A 23,196-nucleotide genomic window follows, 5' to 3' on the forward strand; every position below is an offset into this window, starting at 1 on the left:
GGCTCACCCCCAGTCCGCTTCATCGAGGCTGACGAAGAACCCCAAATCCGACACATGCGGATAGAGCGGGACCCATTGCTTGCCATCGGGCAGCGTGAACGGCGTCACCCGCGCCTGCCAGGTGTTGCTGAGTCCAAGCGCAGGAAACACCTGAGACGGTGCAGCAAAGCTCAACACCGGATCAGCAACAAGCCCCCGCAGGTAACCACAAAACACGGTGCCGCTAGCGACGCTGCTACCACTGATGGCAGCCCCAAAGCCAACTAGGCCGGCCCTCACCCCCTGAACTCGTCCCGTCACCAGTTGGGCGCGAACCACCGCATAACCGCTACCGTAGTAAGAAGGGCTGCCCACCGCATAGCGCGCATCACTGCCCTGCCCTACAACGCCGGTGAACGGATGGCGAAGCATCATCCCGGTAGAGTTCATCAGCGCACCGCCACCCGATGACGAGTACCCGCCAAGAGAGCAGAAGCTGCCCAGACCGGACTGGTTCAAGTAGTTCCCGAAGTAGTGCGCGGCCCCGTTTCCTCCCGAGAGATCAGCGGTAGAGGAGCCCGCTCCGAGCATCAGAATGCAGGTCTTCGAGTCGGCCACCACAAGCCAATGCAGATTGTTGCTACCGATAAAACCAGGGTTGTAAAAGTATTGCAGCGTGCCAGAGGGCGAACCATCCGACCACACTCCACTGCGCCGGTTTACGCCGGCCGCCAGCGCCGTCGAGCCATCCGTGACGGTTTCCATGATGTAGGCAATGTAAGCCGAGCTGCCGCTGTTGATCAGGTTGATAAACCCTTCACCATTGCCCAGCGAAAACCCGTCGGCATGCTGGTGGCCGATGGTCCAGCCGGCCGCTGGCTTACTGCCATAGCCATTGACCAGGCAAGCCATGAGAATCAGCTTCACCCGGTCGACCAAGCGAGTTCCCGTCAACACCGGCGCCCCGGTGTCGAGGGAGGTATACACGCGCACAGTCATCAGTCAGCGTCCCCTCGAATCTGGATCTTGAACTGGTCGTCATCGACCGTGCCCTGCCCGCTCAGCACCGTGCGCGCCATCCACAGTGGCCCGAGGCAGCTGTCGGTGTTGAAGCGCACCGCGTTGCCGGCGGACCAGCCAGCACCCCAGCCCGCTGCGCGGATGGTGAAGTACGGCTGCCCGGTCTCCGGGTTGATCGGCGCGCAGTCCTGCGAGGTGCTTCCGGTGCTCACCACGCCCAGCTTTTCCTCGACCACCTGGAACTGCGAGGCACTGGTGAACACCAACGCCCACTTGCCGTCGATGGCGCCCCGGTTGGTGATGATCGGCGGGTAACTGAGCAGGTTGTAATTCGCGGTGGTGGTCTCCCCCACCGGCAAATCCGTCCAGTTCGGTACGCCGCTGTTCCAGGTCTTCTGGGTGAACCAGTGGTGATAGCGCGACTGCAGGTCGCCCCAGCTCAGCGCACTGGACACGCGGGTGTCGTTCGCCGGCAGATCCCACGGCAATGGCGAGCTGATCGCCAACTCACCGCTGATCTGCACTTCGGTGCACAGGGTCATGTGCTCCACCCGGTCGAGCACCGTCAGGGGCGTGCTCAGGGCGGCGCCGCTTTCGTCCTGCAGCACCAGCGGATTCGACCAGGTAACGCGGCCGTGCTCGCGGTCGGCCGAGAAGCTGGCCGCCTTGAGCTTAAGCCCGTTCGGGTCCACCACGGTGATCTCCGCCTGGCCGGTGCGCGCGAGCTGCACCGTGCCGCCGCCAGCCGGCGAGGCCACTGTGGTCTCGGCCGTGTGGTGGATGACCAGCACGTCCGCTTCGCGGTAGTGCGGCACCCGCCCGTCCGCCGGCAGGCGCACCGGGTCCAGGCCGATCAGGCTGGCGTCCAGCGGCAGCGACGAGTAGATGACCCCGTTGTAGCGCACCAGCAGCGGGATCACCGGGATGTTGCTGGCCCCGGTCTCGTCGTTGATGTTGCTGGTGAACTTCAGCCGGGCGATGCCCGTGGCGATGTCCACCGCGCCCTTGATCACCGCGTGGTTGAACACCCCGTTGGCATCGGCCGTGGCCGTCACCAACTGCGCGGTGTCGACGCGTACCGCGGTCACCTGCAGGCTGCCGGCGCGCAACGGGGCGCCGGGCGTGCGGAAGGTGAGCGCGGAGATGCTGAACCCGCTGTTGGTGGTCAGGCAGGCCTGCAGCGTCACCGCTGCCGCCGCGCCCGCGTTGTAGTTGCTCAGGGTCGCGGAGCGGCCCTTGTAGTCCACCGAGCCCACGGCCACGCCGGCATTGGTCGAGCTGTTGATGTTCTTGTACAGCACGCCCGAGCGGTCGACGTAGACCTCCCCCGCCCAGGTGAACACCAGCGAGCCCGGCAGGATCGGCTCAGCGATACCCGGCAGCAGGTCCAGGGTTACCGGTGCCACGGTCTGCACGTCGGTCTGCGGGCCGTAGCTCTGCGCGTTGCCCTGGGCGCGGACGCTCAGGGTGCCGCCGAAGCTCTCCATGATCTGCGTGTTGGTCTTCACCAGTTTCAGCGTCTGCTTGCCGAAGCCGTCCGACTTCTCGGTGACGTAGGTGTACTCGGTGTAGGTGTAGGTCCCCGCCACCTTGAGGGTGAAGGCGCCCGTCGAGTAGTTGATGGAACCCGTCGCCCCGACCCATCCGCCGTTGCCGTCGTCCATCACCGCATGGTCGACGCTGATTTCCGACTCATAGACCGGCAGCGCGCCGGTGGCAGTGCTTGCGCCGAGCGCCGGCACGGCCTGCCGCTGGCGGGTGGTCCACGCGATCTGGACCGAGCCGGGCTTGAGCGGAGCACCGGGGATGGTGCCGGCGCACATGCCCGAGCCGTCCGAGGTGACGGTCAGCGGAGTGTCGGTGACGCTGCCCTGCTGGTAGGCGTGGGTGATGCCGCTGCCGGCGTCCGGCGTGGCGGTCAGCTCCATGCTCACCGTGCCGGCGGCGTAGTTGATCACCCCGCTGCCACCGGTGCCGCTGAGCACGCCATGGCCGTTGTCGGTGATGGTCTTGGTCACCCCGCCCACCTTGAAGGTGGCGGAGTAGCTGCCCGGCAGCAGGCCCTGGTGGGGCAAGGTGCGATTGACCTTGGCCTTGGCCGGGACGCTGCTGCCGGTGCGCTGGGTGAGCGCCGATTCGTTCTGCGAGACGTAGGCGAAGATGATCGAGCTGCCGACGTCCGGCAGCGCGTTCAGGGTCAGCGACACCGAGCCGGTGCCAAAGGCAATGGTGCCGGTGCCTTCGCCTTCCATTTCGCCGTTGCCGGGGTCGCGGATCTCCTGCCACTTGCCCAGCGCGAGGAACGACACCACCAGCGTGCCCGGGCGCGGCGGAGCCTCGGCCAGGGCCAGGGTATAGACGAAGCCCCGGTTACCCAGCTCGATGGGGATTTCCCCGGTCACGGTCTCGCCGGTGGCGGCGGCCGCCGGCTGGTAGGTCGCCGAGGCGGCGCCGGTGTAGCCACCACCTGCGCGCACCAGGTTAATCTCGCCGGTCTCGTAGTCGATGGTGCCGCTGGTGATCCAGTTGGCGCCGCTGACGAAGCGCAGGCCGCCCCGGCTGTCGTCGGCGAACACCCCGCCATTGACCGACAGCGACAGCGAGCCCGGCGCGCAGCCGGTACCGAGGAACACGCGGGACTGCCCGCCGGTGACCAGGGCTACGGTGAGCGCCGCCGTGCGGGCCGGGCCGGCCGCGATGAACATGCGCCGCTGGTAGCCAGCCAACTGGTCGATGAGCGAGTTTTCGCGGGTGCTGCTGGGCACCAGCTGCGAGTAGACCGACTTCACGCGCAGGCTCAGCGAGCCCTGGCTGACGGCCTGGGCCAAGGGGCTGATGCCGAAGTAACGCGCGGCGTCGGCCACCTGCGTGCCGAGTACCTGGCTCTTGGGCGTGGTGGTCCCCGAGGGCGTCGGCTGGCCACCAGGGAAAGTGGATTCCAACGGCGCGCTGATCGACAGGTCCAGGCGACGGCGGGTGAAGGTGGTGAAATTGCCGTTGCCGTAGTCGTAGGTGAACTGCTCCAGGCGGCTCTCGACGGCAGTGAAGCGCAGGTACTGCGACACCGCCCCGTTGACCAACTGGAACACCTGGCCGATCTCCGGCAGGCGCTGCTCTTCGCGCTGGATGCAGGCAATCGCGCGCTGCCCCTTCAGCTGGTTGCCCAGCAGCTCAAAGGGAGCAGCTACCGCCGGCACAACGAAGGACTCGATGGCGTTGCGGGCGTCGGCGCGCTCGTCGGTCTGCGTCCCGGCGAACAGCAGCACGGACACGCGCGGATCGGCCGGGCCTTCGGTGATGATCGCGTGGGCGCCCTGGTACGGATCGGCCGTGGTGGTGCTCACGCCGGCGAATCCCTTGCGCAGGTTGATGCGGCCGATGGTGCGATCCAGGCGCGAAATGTCGGGGAATAGGTTGTTCACCTCGCCATCGACCACGGCGGTGCCAGTGGCACGGCCGCCGCCGTCGGCCTCATCGGTCAGGCGCTGGGACTTGAACAGCTTGATATCGGATTTGGCGATGGCCATGCGTTGCTCCGCGACCAGAAATGAAAAGCCCCGCAGGTGCGGGGCTGTGTCAGGGGGTTGTGGGTGGCGGGGGCGCCACGGTGATCAGGCGAACGGTGATCAGGTAGTCGTCGTCCGGCTGGGGCAGCACGCTGCGGAAAAGCGGCTCCGCCTCCAGCGGCGAACCCTCGGCGCGGTTGAAGATCACCGTGAACTCCCGGCCGTCCGGCAGTACCAGCGGCATCACGCGCAGGCGCTGGTCCCTCAGCACCTCCAGCTGACGCACCACGGACAAGGGCGTCCACTCCCCACCGCCGGAGCGCAGGGTGATCGGGCGGCCGTGGATCTTGAGGCCCTCCTGCACCAGCAGTTGCCCGCCCAGCGAGCGCTCCTGTTCCTGCGCCACGGCATCCCAGGTGAACTCGTCCACCCATTCGAGCTGGTCGCCCAGCTCCACTGAATCCAGCAGCATCAGCCGGTTCTCCCTTTGAACTGCTCCAGTACGTCGAGCAAATTTTCTTCATCGGTCTGCGAGGCCACCGTCACGTCCTTCGCACCCTGCGCCGTCTCGATCCGAATGATCCGCGTGGTGGGCGGGGTCGACGCAGCAGGCTCGGCGGCAGGCGCCGCCTTGTTGCGCTCCTCGACTAGCTTCGTCTGCGCTTCCTGCTCGCGCTGCCGAGTGGTCTCGCTTTCGATCTCTCGAAGGGTGGCCATGGCTCGCTGCAGGTTCTGCAGCGCGTTGTTATCGCCGGACGCCTGGGCGTCGGTGATCTGCTTCTGCAGGTCGGCCTTGCGGCTGGCGAACTTGCTGCGATCGAGCGCTTCCGTTTCTCCGCGCAGCCCGGCCAGTTCCTCCTGCAAGCTGGTCAGGGTCTGCTTGGAGCCTTCCTGCAGCTGCTGCATCCGCTGCCGCGCCGAGTCGATGGCGCCCTCCAGCTGCCGCAGATCGGAATCGTTCAGCAAGCCGAGGCTGTTCCGCGCCGCCGTCGCCCGGGTGAGGAAGTTCTGCAGGTTGGTGTCGCTCCGGTCGACCTCATCGAGCAGTTCGAGCAGGGATTGCTTCTGCTCCAGGGTGGCCTCCTGCATTTCCAGGCTGTTGCGGCGCAGGCTTACCGCCCAACGACCGAACCCGCCCATGCCGACCTCGGTCAGCGAACCGATGTCGGCCAGGCTCTGCCGGACCTGCTCCAGGGACTTCTCTGTGCTTTCCACCGAACTGGTGTCGAGCTTCACTTCCGTGCTGCTCAGTCCCTGCAGGGAGTCGAACAGCCGCAGCGCCTCGTCACTCAGCTCCGCGAGCGGCTGCCGAGCGGCCGCCAGTTGGTCACCGAAGAAGTCGATGGCGCCCTCGGTGACTTCCTTGGTGTCTTCCGTGCCCTTTCGGTGCGCCTCCATCGCTTCGCCCATTGCACGGCGTTGCTCTTCCATCAGGCGGCCAGACTCGCGCCGCTGCTCCTCCATGGACTTGGTAGCCTTGTCGGCGTTTTCAGCCTGGTCGCTGGTGCTCTTGCTCAGGCTGTCCGTCGATTTCTTAAGCTCGGCCTGTCGCGCATTCAGACGGGCGATTTCGGACTGGTAATCAGCGGTCGAGAGGACCCCCGTCTGATTGAGTTTGACGACGGCTTTGCGGATATTCTCGATGTCGAGATCGGTCTTGGCGCTGGCGATCGCATCCTGAACGTCCGTCAGCGACTTGAGGTTGGCCGCCAGAATGCCGACCTGGGGCGCAGCGGAGGTTGCTGCCCCGCCCATCTCCTTCAACCGCGCGTTCAGGACAGCTGAAGACTGGCTGAACTCCTGCTGGGTAAGGTCACCACGCTTGAAGGCGCTGTACAGTTCACTACCCAATTGGCGCAGCTGGGCGACACTATCTGCCGCACTGATCTGCGCAAGAGCATTGTTGATGCCAGTTACGCGCTGGACTGTATGCTCGAAAGTCTCGTCCAGCGCTGTCTTTACAGCTTCAGCCTGGGCGACAACAGTTTTCTTGGGTGGGTCCGCGGCCTTTTCCCACACGTCGATGATTTTCTTACCAGACTCCTCGGCATACCCTGCCATCCCCTCGTAGATGCCCTTGAGTACCTCCTGGCTGGCCTTGGCCTTCTTCGCTAGGCCCTCTCCGCCCAAGCTCTCCGGCAGCTTCTTGCCTAGGTCCTCTGCGAGCGTTGCAATCTGGAAACCAACTGCAGCAAACGAAGCCACCACCTGGCTTAGCCCCCCGGTCAACCCGTACCAGAAGGTCTTGAATGGCGCTGCGAAAATCTCAACCTTCTTCGCCGACTCATCGAGTTTGGTTCCAAACTCGTTGAGCCAGGCGGCCGAGTCAGCCGTCAGCTTCTGAAAATCTACTTCGCCGAGTTTCGCGATGAACTTTCCAGCCCAATCGGCTCCCTGGACAAAAGCATTTGCCAAACCTTTAGCCAGCCGATCGAGACTGCCGTCTTCGCGCATCCGGATGATTGAGTCGCGAACCTCCTCCAGCTTGCGCTTGATGTAGTCGAAAGCGCCGCTCTCGCCGACCATTCCGGCAAAGTCGCCGAACTGGTCAGTGATGCTTTTCCACAACCCCTGGAATGTCTTGTATTTGGCCGCTGCGGCAGCACCACCATATGCCTCGGACATCATGTCGAGGATGATGCGCTGAGCCTCCGCCTTCCGCCCCGTCGCCTCCAGCTGCTGCATCAGCTCCTTCTGACCGGCCTCTAGTTTGAAGCCTTGGCGACCAAGTGCAGCCATTGCATCCGAGGGTGACTGCAATGCCTTACCTACAGTCTCGGCAGACTGCTCGACGCTGATCCCCAATCGCTCAGCCTGGTCGATGGTGACCTGCAGAGCATCGGGAAACTCCTTCGCCAGGATGTCGGTGTACGACAGCAGCCGCGTCTCCGCGGAGACAATCTCCTCGGTAGAAAGCATTGAGGCATCACGGAGCTCCTCTGCCATTGCCAGCAGCTTCTCACTGGTGAGCCCCGCGGCATTGCCGGTGGATTTCAGCGAGGCCTCAAGCTGGGCCATGGCCGCCTCGCCATCGCTGCCATCAGCGATCACTGCTCCAATGCCGTCCTTGATCAGACCGAAGCCAGCCGCAAGCCCTTGGAGCGCCTTGTCGACCAGGTAGATGGAGACCAACCATTTGCCGAAGTTGAGCGTCGCCTCGGTCACTCCGGTCTTGATGTTCTGGACGGTCTGGCCCATCCCGCTCGCTGAGTCGGACGTTCTCCGCTGCTGCCGCTCAAGTTCGCGCAGCTCCTGCGTGGCCTGGCTGACCTTCTCTTTTGTTCGCGACACCTCAGCCGCGAGGCGTCTCTCCTCGTCTGCCAGCTTGCTGGTATCAACGCCCGCCTCCTTGGCTGCACGCTCCTGCTCAGCATGCTTGGTCGTCAGTGCATCCAGATTTCGGCGAAGGCTTGCAGCCTCGCGCTCTGCTGCCTTCAGAGACGTCTCAAGCCCCTTACTGCCTGGATTCTTGTCCAAAGCCTCACGCAATGCTTGAACGGTAGTCTCCGCCCGTACTACAGACTTTTCGGTCTGCGCGATTGCCTGCACGGTGTTGGACAGGCCAGCGATCAAACCGCGTGCAACCTTCGCCGAATCCAGGGCCTGGTTCAGCTCGCCAGTTTTCGCACGCAGCGCCTCCATGGCCTCTGTGGCCTTGTTGGCCGGCTCGGAGAGATCGTCCTTTCCTCGCAGCACGAACTGGATCAGGCGCTGGATTGGGTTTGCCATGAAAATCTCCGGGCAAAAAAAAGCCCGCCGATTGGCGGGCTTGAATGAATATCTGCGACGTCGGGCCGATGGGGCCTACGGCGCTTCCTTGGAGAACTGCACTTGGGTGATCTTCGCTTCGGCAGCTCCTTCTTTCCATTCGGAAGGAACTGACTTAGCTGTGTAGAACTGCCCCTGATCAAGTTGCCATATGTAGCCAGGCTTCAGCGGTTTGCTATCCCCGCTGAAGTTGTATTCGGAGACCAGCACTGGCGTGAAACTCTCTTCAGCAATCGTTACTCCCTGCGCGTCCTTGAAGTAGACCACCACCTTTACGCGATCAAGGGAACGGCCGCCGCGGTTACGGATCTTGAATTCAACGCCAGGAACCTTGCCGTCGAGGACGGACGAATATCGCGCTGCCTTGAAGCCATAGAGCTCGAGCTTCTGGTCGATGTAGTTCTGTTCGTCCGATGGGACGCTGCTCTTGCCGGTGCTTGGAAGCTTCGGCTGGACGGCGGCGGCAGGCTCATTCACAGCCTTCAGAGCTTCCGCAGTACGGAAAGCCCCCAAGGTGAATCCGATAACAACTGGCACTGCCACCGATAACAACAAGATGGGAATGCCATTTGCCAGACGCCGTTGCGCTATTGCGACGATCCCCAGGGCAAATGCCGCAATGAACAAGGGGAGGTAGAGCAGGAAAGAAAACAGGGTCCAGAACATGAGCGCTGTGCCCAGCGCGAGGCAAACCCACCCGCCAATAACCGCGCCCTGTTTAGCAACGGGATTGGCGCCTACCGGGGCGGGGGCCGGTGCAGCTCGCTCTCGCTGCTCAGCCTCTCGCCGCTGTTTTATCGCCAATACCTTGGCGTAGTAGGCACCACAGGCAGGACAGCGGAGCTGCTCACCGAAATCAGCTTGAGGCGCTTCATGATCACATGCTGGACATTGCATAGGTTCCCTCCCCTAACGATGGAGGGAATCTACATTAGCAACCTACGGAATGGCCATCCTTGGCCAAGCAGATCAGTCTGCCAGGTCCATCTGGCAGAACTTCGAGATATCGTCGGCGACCACGGTCGGGTCGGACAGCAGCTCGATGGGGCCGGTCAGCTTCAGGTAGTCCTGGCCGAGCACAGCCAGCTCCTGGAGCATGCCGAACTTGGCACGGCGGATGCGCAGCGCGTACGCCTCACCGGATTGGGCGTCGTTGAGGCCGGCGATGAGCATTTCGTATTCACGCTCGGAAGCATTGAGCATGTGCACCACCGAACTCTTGCGCGGCGTGTAGCTGACCTTCACGCCCGTGGCGTCGATGCCGCTATCGGTCAGCACCTGAATGCCGTGGGGCGTGAGCAGGTAGTCGGTGCCAGCGACCAACTCGGCGTCGGCGGCCGTTTTGACGGTGACGGTTTTCGACATGTCCGGCAGATACTTGAAGGGGATCAACTCGAACACCACGCCCGCCGAGGTGTGGAGCTCGTCGGTGATTGCCGCAGTCGGGGCCACCTTGATGGAGCCACGGGTGATGCGAGCCAGGTTGTCGGAAGTGATGTCGTACATGCCGATGGAACCGGTCACGTCGGTGGGACGGGTACGCACGTTGCGGTTACCACCGCCGCCCTGGAAGTCGGGCAGTGCCTTGCGATCAGTGGCATAGCTGACGCTGAAGGCATCGCAGTTACCGAACGGCAATAGCGCATCCTGGGAACCGTAGAGCCGGGCAAATACCTGACCCTCACCGATGAAGGAGCGATCAATCGTCTTGAGCATTGGGATCTCCTGGTAGGAGGCCGCGCGGCTTACTTGCCTGCGCTGGGTTCAGTGGAGGCTGCCGGGACCGGCGCAGCAGGTTTGGGGGCGGGCTTCTGTGCTTTCTCGTCCGGCTTGGGAGTGAAGCCGCGAGCCAGCGCGTGGTCGGCAACAGCTTGAGAGACCGCGACGGCCTTCTCCGACTTCGGGTAATGGGTGACCTTCGACCCCTCGCGGTGGTTGAAGGCCTGGGTGATGACGATCTCGGGCATACGCCCTCCAGAAATGAGGAGGCCGCCCGAAGGCGGCCTGGTGGGTGAGTTACAGCGGCTGGTTGTAGGTGAAGGTGATGGGCAGGACGCGATAGCTCCACCGCCGCCCTGGCTCAGGCAATCGAACCGACGAGGCGGGAAACGCGACCGAAATCAGCCCCGCCACTTCGATACCGGCCCTGCTGCCCTTCAGCGCGCGCTTGATGGCGAGGCGCGCCGCGCGCAAGGCCTGCGGCGCATCGCGCTTGCGGGACATAGCCACCAGGTTGATGGTCCACTGTTCCTTGCAGTTGCTCGGCGTGCGTTCGAGCTCCACGGTGTCGCCTTCCTGCAGCACGATCATCTCGTCAGGCAGGTCGTCGTCTTCCGCGTCCAGCACGCGCGCCACCGAGTCCTCCTGGACAGCTGCGCCGAATTGCGGCACGCCAGCCAGCAAGGCCTGGATCTTGCCGATGATCTCGGCCTGCATGTTTCGTTCAAGGCTCATTCGGGCACCACGTAGAAGGTGATGAGATGGCCGTCATCCAGGTGGATGCCATCGATCGTCCAGCGATTGCCCTCGGTGTCCATGAAGCCACCTCGCCGGTCGTAGGAGCCGAGCTGAGACTTGCTGACCTCGATGGTCCTGAACCGATCCACCGCACCACTTACGACACGCTCCACGCCTTCTTCGACGATGCCGTGGAGCACATCGACCTGCACATGGCCGTTGCGGTCGACCAGGGCGAACTCACCATCCCCGAGAACCTCGAGGATGGTGTCGTCCATTTCGTCGACCAGGTCGCCGAAGCCGGCCACTACTTCACCAGCTTGATGACCGCGCGCGGGCGGGTGCAGATGTGCAGCGGGTTGGACTGCGCCTCGCCGGCAATGCCCTTGTTGAACGGCATGGCTTCCTGCTTGGCGTAGTACGGCAGACCCAGGGTGTTGACCGTTTCCATGTAGTTGGCCGGAGCGAAGATGCTCAGGAACAGCTCCGGCACACCCAGCGGAACCAGACGTGCCTCGTCGTCCGGGATGAAGGAGCGACCGCCGACCTTGCCGCGGTAGCGCTCCCAGACGATGCCGCCGAACTCGAACTCCTCGCGGGCGTCGCCGCGCAGCTGGGCGGCCTGCTGGGTGTTCAGGTAGGTCTCTTCGACCGACTTGTGGGTGATCAGCGCATTCCAGAAGTTCTTGCCGCACAGTGCGCGCGAGCCGCTGCTGGAGATGTTGCCCAGCGCATCTTCCTGCGCGTCGAGCGCCTCGCCGGCCTTCAGACGCACCTTGGTGGTGGCGGTGCCCAGCTCCATCTGGACGACCTGCGGGCTGATGCCGAAGCGGTCGTACAGGTCGAGCAGCACGGTGCTGCCGTCGGCATCGAGGATGGTGCCGAGAACCGCGCCCATGCGCTGGTGCTCGTGAGTGGCGTCGAGCGCGCGGCGCATCTTCTCCAGGCGACGGTTCACCACGTCCTGCACCGCCTGCAGTTCGGTCTGCTCGCCGAACGCACGGATGCCCTGGATTTCGTCAGCCATGATGCTGAAGGTCTGCGGCAGGTGGACGTTGTTGAAGGGGATCAGCACGCGCTTGCTGCCTTGGACGACCAGGCCCGGGGCGCCGCGGTCAGCGGCCGGCACCAGGTGCAGGGCGTCGCCGTCTTTCTCGATCTGCTGGGTGATGGTGGTGCTGCCCTCTTCTTCGAAGAGGCCAAGCGCGGCCAGGCGGCCGGGCACTTCAGGGGTTTCGTTGATCGCGGCAGTCAGGGCGCCGACGCCGAACGCTTCGTCTTCGAAAATATTGATCTCAGCCATTGGCATGCTCCAGAAATGGAAAACCCCGCCGAAGCGGGGTTTGAAGGGTTTGTGTGTGAGCGGCGCGGATCAGTACGGCGTGCCGGCGCGGACGATGATGTTGCGGGCCTTAAGGTCGGCTCGAGCGGCAGAGTCGAGGCCAGTCAGCGCTACGTCCACCACCTCGGCGAGGCGCGCGACGATGGTCGCCGCCTGCGGCTCGGTGGAGGCCGGCTTCGGCGAGTAGAGAATGCCGGCGACGACCTCGGTGCCGTTGGTGGCGGCGTTGTCGTACGGCGCGTATTCGCTGGACGCGGTGACGATGCCCAGGAGTTGGCCCGCAGGCAGGTCGACAGCGGTTGCCGCGAGGTTGACCTGCTCGCGCGAGATGGCACCGGCGCCCTCCGACAGGAGGAACTCGCCAGCGTGGAAGCCTTCGGTCTTGTTCATCTGCTTCTCCTTACGAAGCCTTGGGTTTGGCGGTGCGAGCTTGCTTGCGGTTCGCGTAAACCTTCGCGGGCGAAGCAGCCTTCTGGGTGGTGGATGCCGGCTGGTCATCCAGCGGCGGGGTGTTGATGATTTCGCCGAAGCCGTTGCCGGCCAGCTTGTCGAACAGGCGCGCGCGCACGGCTTCCGGCTCGAGGCCGGATTTCACGTAGTCCGCGGCGAGTTCAGGCAGGCGGGCGCTGACACACAGCTCACGGACCGCTTTGGCCCGTGCGATCGCTGCGTCGACGCTCGCCTCGTCTTTCAGGTCTCCAGACATGGACAGGACCTCCACGAGGTTGCTGATGCCAGCGTCCGTGCAGCCTTTGATGATGCGGCTGACCAGGGCGGCGGCGTTGGGTTGGGGAACAGGGGTGGCCGGTGGTTCATCGGCGGGCGGCACCAACGCAGCCGGTGGCTGCTCCGGCTCTTCCAGCGATGCCAGAAGAGCCAGCGGTGCCTTGTGGTAGCGGCGCAGGGCGCCGCCATCGCCGACCATGGCCTTGACCGTTACACCATCGATGACCTCATCGCACAGGCCCAGATTCTTGGCCTCGGTAGCAGTCAGCCAGGTCTCCTCGTTGATCAGCCGACGCAGCTCGGCGTCGTCGACCTCAGGGGCCTTGCGCTTGTACGAGGCGACGATCGCCTCCAGGGTCTGGTCGAGCATGTCGGCAACCTTGCGGAAGTCATCCGCATCGCCAGTCGCCCAGGTCCACGGGTTGTGGATCATCAGCATGGCGTTGGATGCCATCTCCAGGCGGTGCGCGCCGCAAGCGGCGACGCTACCGGCACTGGCGGCCAGTGCATCCACTCGCGCGGTGCAGCGCTCACCCAGCCGGCTCAGCGCGTTGTGGATGGCCAGGCCCTCGAACAGGTCGCCGCCGATGGTGTTGAAGGCGACCAGCACCGGCGACGTGCCGTCGTCGACGGCCTTCAGGTCCTGGATGAACTGGTTCGCCGTGACGCCCCACGCGCCAATCTCGCCGTAGATGTAGACCTCGATGGACTGAGCCGCTTCGGCTGCGCCCTCCTCGGCGCCTTCGGCGGCGGCCTTGATCTGGTACCAGGTGCCATCCTGGGGAGCCGGCGGTGCCGGGGTCTTGTTGAGGATGACCAGGCCGAGCTGGCCGGCCAGCGCCTTCAGGCTGGAAAAGCTGATCATGGGGTTTCGCCCTCGTCGTCTTTGAGCGGCGCTTCGCCGCCCGTGGTGTAGGAAAGCCCCAGGCTCTGTGCCCGGGCCTGGTCGGCTGCGTTCTCTTCGTCGATGGTTTCGGCGTCGTAGCCGTTGCGCAGCACCACCTCGCTGCGCGACGTGACACCACCGTTGATTTCCATGAGCTTGCCCTGGATGTCCTGCACCGGATGGATGTAGGCCCAGCCCTGCGGAACCCAGCGCGTGCGCAGGTATTCGCGGCGCCTGCGCGCGAAGTCGGGCAAGTCGATCGCGCCAGAGAGGTACGCCATGTCAAGCCAGGCCGCCCGGATCGGCCGGCAGAACTGGTGGACGTAGACGCTGAACTGGAGCTGCTCCAAGCGGCGGCGGAACTCGTTAAGCACCACACGGATGACGCGGTCGTTGACCTGCCGGAGGTCACCCGTCATCAGCTCGTAGGGAACGCTGGCCCCGACCGCGGACGCCTGCAGTTGCTGCCGCATGAAGTCCGGGTAGTTGTTGCCCGCCTCCGGCGGCTTCGAGAACTCCACCTTCTCGCCCGGCAGTAGCTCCTGCATGGTTCCCGGCTCCAAGCCCACCATCGGGGTGAAGCCGTCCGTGTCCAACTGTGCGGGGCCACCGTTGATGGGATCGATCTGCGGCATGTCCGTCGGCGAAGGGCGCGTAATGAAGCCGGCGAAGAGATTCGAGACTTCCTGCCGGAACAGCACGGCGTCATCGAAGTTATCCAACGAGCGCAGCCGCAGCAGAACGCGCGACAGTCGAGGCACGCCACGCAGCTGCCCCGCCTCTCGCAGTTCGTAGATGTGCAGCACCTCGCTCGCCGGCACGCGCACCAACTGGTTGTAGCCGGCAGCAGTCACCGTGCTGTCGCCAGGGTGCCGACGGTACATCCAGTAAGCAACGCGCTTGCCCAGGGCGTTGAACTCGATCCCAGCGCGGATCAGGTTCCCGTTGCGGGTCGTCTCGTTCTTCTCGACCGGCACGAACTCGGCCGGCAGCAGTTGCACCTGCAGCGGCACGGCCAGGCCATCCTCGAGGCGGCGCGGGCGAAGACGCACGAAGCACTCGCCGCTTTCCTCCACCATGCGCGCTGCCAGCGCCTGCTGGCCGTAGAAGTCCGTTCGCTCGTCGGCGTCAGACTCGTCGGTCCAGTCCGCCCAGAGGTCGAGCAGTGCGCGGCGAAGCTCCTTGTCCCGCGTGGTGGGCATCGGCGTGATGCCGGTGCCGATCAGGTTGCTGACGCGGGCGTCAATGGCGCCGCCGGCATACGGGTCGTTGCTGACCGCTGCCCTGGAGCGCTTCCGGAGCATGGGGAGCGCCGGCAGGGACAGGGTATTGATCGAGCCAGGCGGCGCGTCCCAATTCTGGGCCCGGCGGCCAGTGCCCGCACCGTCGTAGCTGTTCTTGATGCGACCAGGAAGACGGGAGCCCGCCAGGGCGCGACGAGGAAACTGTCTCATCACACCCCCTTCCCTGCCGAGTAGAGCCGAAACGCCCGTGGGCGGCGGCCACCGCGTGCGGCCTCGGCCTCAACAGCAGCTTCGTACTGACTTTCTAATGCCTGCAGGATATCAAGGCGCGCCCGCTCAAGTTTGCGGTCGCCTTTGGTGAACGCCTGGCCTTTATTGATGATTTCCTGGATGGCCGCGCGCACATCCGCCAGCCGTTGCTGCGCATCGGTCATATCCGCCTCGCGTGGTTATCGACGTTGTTTCAGGTAGCCGCTGCCGGAGCTGCGGCGTTTGGTGGCCGGTGCCGAAGGTGCCGAGGACGTGGTGGGCGGCGCATCGAGGACCAGGCCGAAGCGCTGCTGGGCAACGCGCAGCATCGCCAGGGCGCCGACGGCACAGTCCAGTGCCTCGTTGCGGCGCCCCTTCGCATCCCAGCGATACACACGCTGGCCTTTCTCGATCTTCATCACCTTGGTTTCGGCGGTGAGCTGCTTCAGCTCGTTCTCGTCGCAGATCGCGTCGTTGGCCGGCAGGTGCATCACGCCCGGGAGAACCTTGCCCGGCTCGGGCTGCAGCTTCAGGCGGCTGTAGATCAGCTCCTTGGCGTTGTCCGTGCCGATCATCGTCAGGTAGACGCCGGCCTTGCTCTTGTTGTCGGGGAACATCGCAATGGGCTTGCCATAAACGTTGTGCCCCTTGGTTGGGATGACCCAGAACAGGCCGTGCTTCTTGCTCTCCTCGTAGACCTCGTCGGTGTAGTGACCGCCGGAGTCCCAGCCCCACAGCGCAACCCGCATGCTCACACCATCCTCGCGCTGGTACTGCTGGTGGAGCTTGAGCCCGACCTTTCGGCGCAGCTCGGCGCTACCTGGGTCGCCTTGCAGAATCCACCGGTCTACCAGCCAGCCCTCCTCGCCCGCGGCCCACGCCCAGATGCGCGCCTCGTAGCGGTCGTCCTGGGTGTCAATGAAGCCGGTCAGCGCCGCCACGCGCGCGGGCATGTGCTGCCAGATTTCGCGCCGGCCGTAGAGGTTCTCCCACTCCAGCTTCTCGCCCTGGTCGCCTTCCCAGGTCTCGCCCAAGGTGGTGTTGACGAAGGTGATCAGCTTCTCGCGGTCGCCCTTCACGTTCAGCCAGTCGCCGACCATGTCGATCCAGGTGGTGAAGACGCTGTACGCGGTCCAGATGTGGAAGGTGACCGAACGCGGCGTGCGCGCCGGTTCGCCATCGGCCTTGAACCAATCCATGGAGTCGCGCGTCCAGAGCCCGGTCCGCTCGCAAATCCAGCGGCCATCGTTGGCCGCCACTACTGCCTCGTGGTACTCGATCACGCAGGCGTTGTGCTCGCAGGTGTACCAAGCCCTCTCGGCCTCCCCGAGGGCGTTGGTCTCGTACTTGATGCCGAACGCGCAATCCTTTCCGCCCCACTTCAGGAACTGCTCGCCACCGCAATGCGGGCAGTTGATGTGGAAGCGCATGAAGTGCGGCGACTCTTCGCCGGCCTTGGTGACCTGGCACTCGCCTGCCGTTCCCGGCGTGGAGCCGCGGATCGACTTCTTGAAGGTGGCCCCCTCCAGGCGCTTGTCGCCGAGGAAGGTTGGCGAGCCCTCCCCCTCGATGTCTGCGTCGAACTTCGACAGTTCGTCGTAGATGACCTCGTCGGGGGACTTCTCGCGGTAGTTACGCGCGGCCTTGCCGCCCAGGCACCAGAGCATCTTCTGGTGGCTGAACTTCTTCGCGGCGAGAGTGTTGTCCCGGTGCTTCTTCCCGTACCAGGGCGCGAGGGCGAGCAGGACCGGCACGTCGCGGATGAACGACTCGACGTGCCGCTTCATCAGCTCTTCAGCGTCGGGGTCCGTCGGGCAGTAGCTCAGCACGTTGCGCTTCTTGTGCTGGAGCTTGTAGCCGATGTTCGCCATCAGCATCTTGGTGTAACCGACCCGCGCCGACTTGATCAGGTTGACCACGCGGATGAGGTCGTTGCCCATCGCGTTCAGGATTCCGACCTGGAACGCGGCTGTCTCCCACTTCCCTTCCTGGTAGGAGGATTCGGACGACAGGTAGAAATGCTTGTCCGCCCACTCGACCGCAGTCAGCGGGGGTTCACGGAACAGGGATTCGAGGCCGAGGCGGACTTGCTTCTGCAGGTCATTCAGCCAAGGACTCGACATATTCATCCAGCATCCCCGGTAGTAGGTCGCCCAACTCGGAAGCGCGGTTGCGCGCCAGGGCGATCTCTCGCTGCAGCGCCTCGACGTGTCGCACGTCGAGGTCCGGGTGCTTGCGGCGCAACTTCAACGGCACCGTGTCGAGAATTGAACCGATCTGGGCAGCGATCTTGCCCAAGGCGAAGACCGCAAATTCGGTAGGCACCAGGTGCTTATCGGCGACCAGGTTCTTCTTCTCCTGGGCGTCGGCCTGGGCCGAGGTGAGACGCAGACGCTCCTGCGTCAGTTTGTGTTCGGCCAGTGGGTCGATCCCTTCCGGAACGTCACCGTCTGGTTGGTGTTTCCGCTCCGCGAAGTCGAGGCGGTTTTCCAGTACCGAGCGGACGTCATAGAAGGCCTCGCGACCAATCCTTGCGACAGGCTCAACGCCCCATTTATCAAAGGCTTGCGTGCTGATGCCGAGGCTCGCCGCCATCCGGCTTTTGTTGAGCCAGTGAGGCTGCCGAGTGATGTCTGATTTGCTCATAACAACACAACAACCAACCTCTGAATTTTGGCCATACATAGTGGAAAGGCGGGGCTCGAATTACCCTCACGCCTTTCGGATGTTCCAGGGGCCCCCGGGGGGCCGGTCGATGTGGCACGCCAGTTCCCCACGGGCTGACCGCTCCGATTGAGGCACGCCATTGACGTGCATCAACCCCACCCCTGCCGCACGGTCAGCGGCCGCCCTTCGCCTGCATCGCCTTCGCCAGGGCCAGCTCGATGTTCGCCTCGAGTCTGCTGTCGTCCTCGGCTATGGCCCTGACCACATCATGAAACTTGAAGCGGACGCGGTACTGGGGCTGGCTGACGAAGGCCAGCACCATCACCATGGTGCCGTCGCGGCGCTCACCGATGCCGATCGGCACGCTGCCGCGCTTCATCACGAAGTAGGCGCGCTGGTGTCCCTTGCGGATGGATCGGGCGCTATCGGTGGCGTTGCCTTTGAAGCCGGACTTGTACTCGAGCGCACCCAAGCCAGACAGGATCTGGATCATCTGGCCGCGGCTCATGTTGCCGTACCTGTCCAGCTTGGCGCCGGCACCGGGTACGAGGAACTTCCCGGCGGGCAAGATGCCCTTGGAGCGAAGGTTACGCTCGGATGCCTTGTCCACCCGCGGGCCGCCGAACACCTGGGGCGCCACCCAGTCCTCGGGGGCAGCGCCCTTCGAGGCGCCGTCCTTCTCGTCCTTCACCCACAGTGAGGCCTCCAGGCGATTGGGCTTCGCGTGGAAGACGCGGACGGCGTTGCGGGTGAACGATGTCGGGTTGTCGAACACCTCGTCGATCTCATCCACCAGAGCGCTGTTCGCCTGGTTCGCTGTGTGGTTGAGCGCGTCCGCCAATGCCTTGTTGGGCAGGTCGCCGCCCAGCACCTGCAGCGAAGCGACAGCGTCGTCCAGGTCCTTGGCGCTGATGCTGCCCCGCATGTCAGATGCCCGTGCCGTCTCGGAACTCGCGGGCCAACTCAGGCAGGCCGACGCCCTTGCGCGCTTCGCTCCAGGCGAACCAGGCGCGAACGATCACCCAAGCGGGCAGGCCGCAGACGAAGATGATGCCGCAGATAGCGACCATGCCCACGTCGTCCTGCACCCAGCTGCCGAGGTCGAACCAGCGAACCACGAACGCCCCGCCGCACACGCTCGAGACCACCGTGCAGGTCATGGACACAACGAACTCCCGCACCGTCTTGGGCAGGGTCATTGCCATTACCAGGATGGCGGCGAGGATGGCGAAGAAGCCAAAGGCGCCGAGCTTGTAGAGCGCGATCCCGCCAACTGCAGTGGAGGCCGGCTCGGTCATGGTGTTTGTCCTCATAAGAGTGTCTCCAGGCTTGGCCCGCCCTGGCACTACGTGAATAAAAGGCCCGCGCGTGCAGCGGGCTAAGGCGCAGGAGCGCGCACCTAAAATTTGGGCAACAAAAAACCCGGCACTTGGCCGGGCTTTTTGTTATTCCAACTATCAATCGAAGATGGCAGGGTCGAAGACATTTTGAACAATCGACGCTAGCTCACGGCTGAGCAGCTCCAATTCTTCGGAATCGAAATTGAGCGAAAACTGCATTTCATGCACCTCTCCGGGCTGTACCAGCTTCACAACATAACCACTGGCGTTGCGACGAAGTTGGACGGGGATCGTGATGAGGTGTTTGGGATGCTGAGAAGGGGCTAGCTCGACTAGGACCTTGATGCTGAACTTAATCCAGAGGCCTTCGGCTGGCAGCTCGCGAGCATGGCACGGCTCGAACTTGTCTCCCCGCATTAAGCCGAAGTCTACGTAGAGTGCCCCCGACTCATCTTTCTTTCCTTCCTCTAGGCCGAGGAAGGCTTCAAGTGCGTGACGAATCCGCACCACGCTGTTCTCGAGATCCCTTCTGTATTCGAAACGAGCCTTCTGAAAGAGTGCAAAAGACTGCTGGATTTCTTCGTACTTGGACACTGCCTGAACTCCCTGGATGTGTGAGCCCATCATAGTGCCAGCATGGAAACGAGCAACAAAAAACCCGGCATGACGGCCGGGTTTTTGCCTGCAATCATCGCAACGCGCAAGGACGGCAGGATGGGAATATATTCGGACACGCGGACACGAGAGTCAAGCGGCGATCGGGATCAGCAGCCCCTCTGCTCGCAGGACCGCCTCAGCGGCCACCAGCGCCTCATTGGCCATCTCGTCCAGCTTGTCGTAGATGCCCTTCCGCCACCGGCGGCGGGTACGCTCGTGGTTCGCGTCCGGGTCCCAGGTGTTCATGTTGTAGAAGCTGTCCGGCAGCAGGATCATCCCCGGCGCCGCCACCACGTACTCATCACGCTGCGGCGCGACGTACTCGGCCTCATCCTCCCCTTCCACCTTCCCCCGAATGAAGTCGCTCATGGCTCGATTCACCGCCGCCTCCTTGGCGCTGCGGCTGGACACCCCCGCATCGTGCACCCGACGCTCCACCTTGGCGCCCGGCAGTGGCGGGATTGCCCAGGCGGTCACGGCCTTGTAGATGAACAACTGGGGGGCGTGCGAGGCCACCAGCGGCGCGATGGCGCTGATGGCCAGCACCTTGCGGGCACCATGGGTGCTGTAGCGAGCCATCAGGACGTTCCAGTACCGCGGCTTCAGCTCCGAATGCAGGCGGGCATGCACCCAGCAATCCGCCTCCATCCGATCCTCCGCACTCACCCCCGAGCCCTTGGAGACAATCTCCGTCGCCGAGTAGAGCCGCTGCCAGGCCTGCTTCGCTGTGTTATCGATGCACTCCGCCGCCATCACCGCCACGACGGCGCTCCGTGCTCCCGAATAGATCATGTACTCCCCCTCAATCCCCGGCGTAAGTCGAGCGGCCTGGGCCGCGATCGTTCTCGATGTAGTACTCGCTGGCCTGCTCGCGGCTCATCACCCCGCGCCCAAGCTGTTCGCGCGCCTGGCTCAGCCGTAGGCGCAGTTGCAGTAGCGCCTCTTCAACTGGTAACGGGTCACCCGTTGTGGCGGTCATACCGGCGCCGTAACAGACGCGGCAGACGACCTTCCCGAGCAGCCCCTGCTCCACCCCTGATCCAGCACACCCGGTGCACTCCGGGAGGGGCCTGATGCGCGCCGTCATGTCCGGCCGACGTTGCTTCGAGCTCACTCCGCGCCCTCCCCGCCGACTACGTTCAGCCTCTCCTGTGAAAATTCCCGAGAAGCCCGGAGAGGCGCGCCGCTGCTAGCGTCTGCTCCGTTTTCGATAACCGCCGATCCTGCACATATCTGACGGTGAATCCGGTCGAAGCCACGGGCGTCTAACCAGCCGTGCCACTTCTCCAACGCCTCCCGCTTCAGCTCCTCGGCGGTGGTGTGGATGTAGGTCTTGGCGGAGTAGCCCATGGAGTGGTTCAGCAGCAGCTCGCCGATCAGGTAGTCGACGCCCAGGTCGGCCCAGGTGGTGCGCGCCAACTTGCGCAGGTCGTGGCTGGTCCACTCGCCGGCCCCCAGCTTGGCGAACACCGCGCTGGCCTGCTTCTCGCCCATGGGCTTGCTGCCGGTGCCAGGGAACAGGTAGAGCTGCTCGCCGCCGGCCGCCACCTGCTGTTCTCGATACCGCTGCAGCAGTGCGCACACCTGCCCGGTCAGCGGCAGCTCATGCTGAACACGGGTCTTGGTGTTGGCGGCCGGGATCAGCCAGACGCGCTCGGCCAGGCTGATGTCGCGCCACCGGGCCTGCCGGGTCTCACCGATGCGGCTGCCATGGGCGAGCATCATCAGGGCCAGCATTCCTTCGGCCGGCGCTTCCTCGAACCGATCAGCCAGTGCGGCCAGCAGCGGCTCGGCGTGCATACCGTGCAGGTGCGCCGCCTTGGGCTTGATCTTCGCCTGGACGAAGTCACCGAACTTGATCGCCGCCATGGGGTTGCTGTCGAGCATGTGCAGGCGCAGGGCGTTGGCGAAGCCCATCATCAGCACCCGCAGAATGAGGCGGACGTAGCCCAGGCTGAACTCCTGCTGCAGGGGCCACATCAGGCGCTCGTCGATCTGCGCCCGGTTCAGTTGAGTGATCAGCAGCCCTCCCAGGCGCGGCACCAGGTGGCAGTCGATGGCCGAGCGAACCTGCGTCTTGCGCTTCTCCGACAGAGCTCGATCGCGCATCACTCGGTCCCGGTGCCACACCAGCACCTGCTCGACGCGAACCCAGCCAGCCTGGCCGATCACGGCCTCGGGGTTCTTCGACAGGCGCTGGCGGTGCTCCGGCAGCGCGGCCAGGACGTCCTTGGCGCTCATCTCGGGGAACGTGCCGACCTTGTGCCAGACCCGACGCACGATCAGGAACCAGCTACCGCGTGAGCGCTGCGAGCCGAAGCGCAGGCGCAGCCCCTGATGGCGAGGGTCCTTCAGGTCACGCGCGGTACCGGCGGCCTGCCGGCGGATCTCGGCGTCGGTGAAGGCGATGGACGCGATGGTCGTCATGCGCGCACCACTTCGGTACGCGGCTGCCGCAGGTAGTCCTCGATCACGCGGAGAGCGTCGTCCACGCCGCGGCACACGGTTGCGTAGTAGCCCTGCTGCTCGACCCGCAGCAGGAACGCGGTCTGCGCTTCGGTCACGGCCGAGTCGTGAGGCGGCGTAGCCTTGAACTCAATGAACAGGCCGAACCAGCCGCCGCGCGCAATCGGCAGGTTGAGATCGCTGACGCCAGGTTTCACGCCCTGGCCGGTCAGTTTGGCAGCCACCACCGGATGCCGGTGGCCACCATTGGGGATGTGATAGATCAGGCGGTAGGCCTCCGGATGCTTCACCTTCAGGATGCCCATCAACATGGCCTGCTCCTTCCCCTCCCAGTCGATGGGCTTGCGGCGCAGCGGGCGCGGGGCAGCGCCCAGGGCCTTGCTCTTCAGGGGCTTCATCACACGCCGTCTCCCTGCAGGTCTTTCAGCACCGCCTTCAGCCGGCGGTAGCCTTCCATCGCACTGGCGTTGGCCTCGCGGTCCTGCTCGACCATCAGCGCGACCTCCTCGGCGCGCTTCGCCAGTCGCTTCAAGCTCTCCCCTGCGGCAGCGATGTCGCTCGCCAGCTCGCCAATGAGGTCCAGCGGCGACGCGGAGGGTTTGGCTTCAACTTGCGGCGCGGGCTTGGCGGCTGGGACGATCATCTTCTGTTCCTTGGGCTTCTGCTTCTGCTCGACCGGGAGGCGCTGGTAGGCGTCGCGGCCGGTCTTTTTGATCAGGCCGGCATCCGCCAGCGACGTGAGGCATCCGGAAACGATTCGGGTGTCCGGGGTACTGCCGGTGAGGTTGCGCAGCTGGGTCATCACCTGGAACGAACTCCAGGCCTCGGCGATCGGGACGCACTCGAAGACCTTCTTGGCGATTCCGGTCTGCCCCTGCATCAGGGCCTC

Annotated in this window: 24 protein-coding genes; all 24 read right to left on the bottom strand. The window is 64.3% G+C overall.

The window, feature by feature from the left end; genetic code table 11:
- Window positions 1-3: 3 nt before the first annotated feature.
- The 24 genes from A9513_RS26025 to A9513_RS26140 all read right to left on the bottom strand — a co-directional run bounded on the left by A9513_RS26025 (window position 4) and on the right by A9513_RS26140 (window position 23,187).
- A complete protein-coding gene (locus A9513_RS26025; protein WP_065085991.1) occupies window positions 4-978 on the bottom strand; it encodes a hypothetical protein in 975 nt (324 codons plus the stop codon).
- Window positions 978-4,526, bottom strand: a complete 3,549-nt coding sequence (locus tag A9513_RS26030) for a hypothetical protein (protein WP_065085992.1) — start codon at window positions 4,524-4,526, stop codon at window positions 978-980. Before A9513_RS26030 ends, A9513_RS26025 begins: the two co-directional genes overlap by 1 nt.
- A 49-nt stretch (window positions 4,527-4,575) precedes the next feature.
- Entirely contained in the window at window positions 4,576-4,977 is a 402-nt protein-coding gene (locus tag A9513_RS26035; RefSeq protein ID WP_065085993.1) for a hypothetical protein, read from the bottom strand.
- Window positions 4,977-8,234, bottom strand: coding sequence for a phage tail length tape measure family protein (locus tag A9513_RS26040; protein WP_065085994.1), 3,258 nt, complete (start codon window positions 8,232-8,234; stop codon window positions 4,977-4,979). The genes A9513_RS26035 and A9513_RS26040 overlap by 1 nt, the downstream gene beginning before the upstream one ends.
- Window positions 8,235-8,309: 75 nt before the next feature.
- The gene (locus A9513_RS26045; RefSeq protein ID WP_065085995.1) at window positions 8,310-8,939 is read right to left on the bottom strand and encodes a hypothetical protein; all 630 of its coding nucleotides are present in this window, start codon (window positions 8,937-8,939) and stop codon (window positions 8,310-8,312) included.
- A 303-nt stretch (window positions 8,940-9,242) separates the two neighbouring features.
- Window positions 9,243-9,989, bottom strand: coding sequence for a hypothetical protein (locus tag A9513_RS26050; protein WP_065085996.1), 747 nt, complete (start codon window positions 9,987-9,989; stop codon window positions 9,243-9,245).
- Between the two features lie 29 nt (window positions 9,990-10,018).
- Complete coding sequence (locus A9513_RS26055; protein ID WP_065085997.1) at window positions 10,019-10,240, bottom strand: hypothetical protein; 222 nt, start codon at window positions 10,238-10,240, stop codon at window positions 10,019-10,021.
- Window positions 10,241-10,289: 49 nt separating this feature from the next.
- Window positions 10,290-10,709 (bottom strand): hypothetical protein, encoded by a 420-nt coding sequence (locus A9513_RS26060; RefSeq protein WP_176707288.1) that lies wholly within the window; start codon window positions 10,707-10,709, stop codon window positions 10,290-10,292.
- Between the two features lie 14 nt (window positions 10,710-10,723).
- The gene (locus tag A9513_RS26065; protein WP_083196231.1) at window positions 10,724-11,008 is read right to left on the bottom strand and encodes a hypothetical protein; all 285 of its coding nucleotides are present in this window, start codon (window positions 11,006-11,008) and stop codon (window positions 10,724-10,726) included.
- A 29-nt stretch (window positions 11,009-11,037) separates the two neighbouring features.
- The gene (locus A9513_RS26070; protein ID WP_065086000.1) at window positions 11,038-12,033 is read right to left on the bottom strand and encodes a major capsid protein; all 996 of its coding nucleotides are present in this window, start codon (window positions 12,031-12,033) and stop codon (window positions 11,038-11,040) included.
- A gap of 69 nt (window positions 12,034-12,102) precedes the next feature.
- The gene (locus tag A9513_RS26075; protein WP_065086001.1) at window positions 12,103-12,462 is read right to left on the bottom strand and encodes a head decoration protein; all 360 of its coding nucleotides are present in this window, start codon (window positions 12,460-12,462) and stop codon (window positions 12,103-12,105) included.
- Window positions 12,463-12,472: 10 nt separating this feature from the next.
- Window positions 12,473-13,663, bottom strand: a complete 1,191-nt coding sequence (locus tag A9513_RS26080) for a head maturation protease, ClpP-related (protein WP_065086002.1) — start codon at window positions 13,661-13,663, stop codon at window positions 12,473-12,475.
- Window positions 13,660-15,138 (bottom strand): phage portal protein, encoded by a 1,479-nt coding sequence (locus A9513_RS26085; protein ID WP_065086003.1) that lies wholly within the window; start codon window positions 15,136-15,138, stop codon window positions 13,660-13,662. The genes A9513_RS26080 and A9513_RS26085 overlap by 4 nt, the downstream gene beginning before the upstream one ends.
- A complete protein-coding gene (locus A9513_RS26090; RefSeq protein WP_065086004.1) occupies window positions 15,138-15,362 on the bottom strand; it encodes a hypothetical protein in 225 nt (74 codons plus the stop codon). Before A9513_RS26090 ends, A9513_RS26085 begins: the two co-directional genes overlap by 1 nt.
- A gap of 15 nt (window positions 15,363-15,377) precedes the next feature.
- Window positions 15,378-17,306: a phage terminase large subunit family protein gene (locus tag A9513_RS26095; RefSeq protein WP_065086005.1), complete on the bottom strand. Its 1,929-nt coding sequence runs from the start codon at window positions 17,304-17,306 to the stop codon at window positions 15,378-15,380.
- Entirely contained in the window at window positions 17,278-17,823 is a 546-nt protein-coding gene (locus A9513_RS26100; protein ID WP_065086006.1) for a terminase small subunit, read from the bottom strand. Before A9513_RS26100 ends, A9513_RS26095 begins: the two co-directional genes overlap by 29 nt.
- 193 nt (window positions 17,824-18,016) lie before the next feature.
- A complete protein-coding gene (locus tag A9513_RS26105; protein ID WP_065086007.1) occupies window positions 18,017-18,769 on the bottom strand; it encodes a hypothetical protein in 753 nt (250 codons plus the stop codon).
- Between the two features lies 1 nt (window position 18,770).
- The gene (locus A9513_RS26110) at window positions 18,771-19,157 is read right to left on the bottom strand and encodes a hypothetical protein (protein ID WP_176707289.1); all 387 of its coding nucleotides are present in this window, start codon (window positions 19,155-19,157) and stop codon (window positions 18,771-18,773) included.
- Window positions 19,158-19,301: 144 nt separating this feature from the next.
- Window positions 19,302-19,778: a hypothetical protein gene (locus A9513_RS26115; protein ID WP_065086009.1), complete on the bottom strand. Its 477-nt coding sequence runs from the start codon at window positions 19,776-19,778 to the stop codon at window positions 19,302-19,304.
- Between the two features lie 153 nt (window positions 19,779-19,931).
- Window positions 19,932-20,633, bottom strand: a complete 702-nt coding sequence (locus A9513_RS26120; RefSeq protein ID WP_065086010.1) for a hypothetical protein — start codon at window positions 20,631-20,633, stop codon at window positions 19,932-19,934.
- 10 nt (window positions 20,634-20,643) lie between these two features.
- Complete coding sequence (locus A9513_RS36215; protein ID WP_176707290.1) at window positions 20,644-20,820, bottom strand: hypothetical protein; 177 nt, start codon at window positions 20,818-20,820, stop codon at window positions 20,644-20,646.
- Between the two features lie 131 nt (window positions 20,821-20,951).
- Complete coding sequence (locus tag A9513_RS26130) at window positions 20,952-22,268, bottom strand: site-specific integrase (protein ID WP_065086012.1); 1,317 nt, start codon at window positions 22,266-22,268, stop codon at window positions 20,952-20,954.
- Entirely contained in the window at window positions 22,265-22,705 is a 441-nt protein-coding gene (locus A9513_RS26135; RefSeq protein WP_065086013.1) for a VRR-NUC domain-containing protein, read from the bottom strand. The genes A9513_RS26130 and A9513_RS26135 overlap by 4 nt, the downstream gene beginning before the upstream one ends.
- Entirely contained in the window at window positions 22,705-23,187 is a 483-nt protein-coding gene (locus A9513_RS26140) for a hypothetical protein (protein ID WP_176707291.1), read from the bottom strand. Before A9513_RS26140 ends, A9513_RS26135 begins: the two co-directional genes overlap by 1 nt.
- Between the last annotated feature and the right edge of the window lie 9 nt (window positions 23,188-23,196).

This window comes from Pseudomonas sp. AU12215, from assembly GCF_001675465.2.
Classification (GTDB): domain Bacteria; phylum Pseudomonadota; class Gammaproteobacteria; order Pseudomonadales; family Pseudomonadaceae; genus Pseudomonas; species Pseudomonas nitroreducens.